Origin of the sequence: Vibrio sp. YT-18 (genome assembly GCF_033337345.1) — a bacterium.
In the GTDB taxonomy this organism is placed as follows: Bacteria; Pseudomonadota; Gammaproteobacteria; order Enterobacterales; family Vibrionaceae; genus Vibrio; species Vibrio alginolyticus.
In genome coordinates this window covers 1-1037 of record NZ_JAWOQO010000287.1, presented here as the reverse complement: position 1 = coordinate 1037, position 1037 = coordinate 1, and the positions used below count along the sequence as shown (strand labels likewise).

Sequence of the window (1037 nt, the reverse complement as noted above, 5' to 3'; positions counted from 1 at the left end):
CTTCCTTCTGAGATAAAGTCCGCCATTGCGGCTTGAATATGACTTGGTGTGTCACCACTAAGTGCGTCTTTCACCATCAAACATTTATCGACCAGCGATTCAGGCACAACGAGATAGCCAAGCCTCAAACCATTAAACATGACTTTACTAAAAGAACCGATGTATAACACTCGCTCGTCTCGGCCCATTTGTGCGGCTAACCCTTGCAAACTGGTGTATGGACGATGTGCAAATTGGAATTCACTGTCGTAGTCATCTTCAAGAATCCAAGCCTCTTGGTTCGATGCCCACTCAATGATTTGTGCTCGCTGCTCAGTGTTTAAAGTCGTCCCCATCGGATATTGGTTACTTGGCGTGATATAGAGTGCATCTGCAGTACTTTGCGTGACGGAATCAATATCAAAACCCACTTTTTGTCTTACGAATAACGGTTCAAATTGATATTGCTGAAACAGGATCAACTTGCGCATCTGCGCATAACCTGGCTGTTCCATTAGCACTCTACTTCCTGACGTTAATGTTGCCATGGTGGCGATACACAACGCTTGCTGCGCGCCTGACGTGATGATGATTCGACTAGGCGTGCAGTTCACTGAACGGCTCGACGCTAAGTAATCCGATAAAGCGCATCGAAGCTCCCAGCTACCTTGAATGTCTTGATTGCCTAGCAGACACGTACGGGATAAGTGACGATTGAGATATTTTTGCCACAAAGCGGTTGGAAAAAGCGATAAATCGGGTACACCGGGAGCGAAACTGGCATTCACATCCAACGCCGCTGGCGGAAGGTTGGCAGCTTGAGTTGGCAACTTTTCAGGCAAGTATTGTTCTGGCAACTCAACAGCAACAAAAAAGCCTGAACCACGCTGGCTGACCAAGTACCCTTCAGCAACTAACTGTTCGTAGGCAGAAATAACCGTGTTGCGGCTAAGGTTCAACTCTTGTGCCAGTTTACGAGTCGACGGTAGCTTGACGTTCTTGGGCCAAAGCCCTCGAACAATCTTATCCCTTATTGCAAAAAATACAGACTGCTGGCG

General features: G+C 47.3%; 1 protein-coding gene. It reads right to left on the bottom strand.

Going from position 1 to position 1037, the window contains the following annotated elements; translation table 11 throughout:
- The coding region (locus tag R7M72_RS26035; protein WP_318056585.1) for a PLP-dependent aminotransferase family protein at nt 1-1037 on the bottom strand (1037 nt) is incomplete at both ends.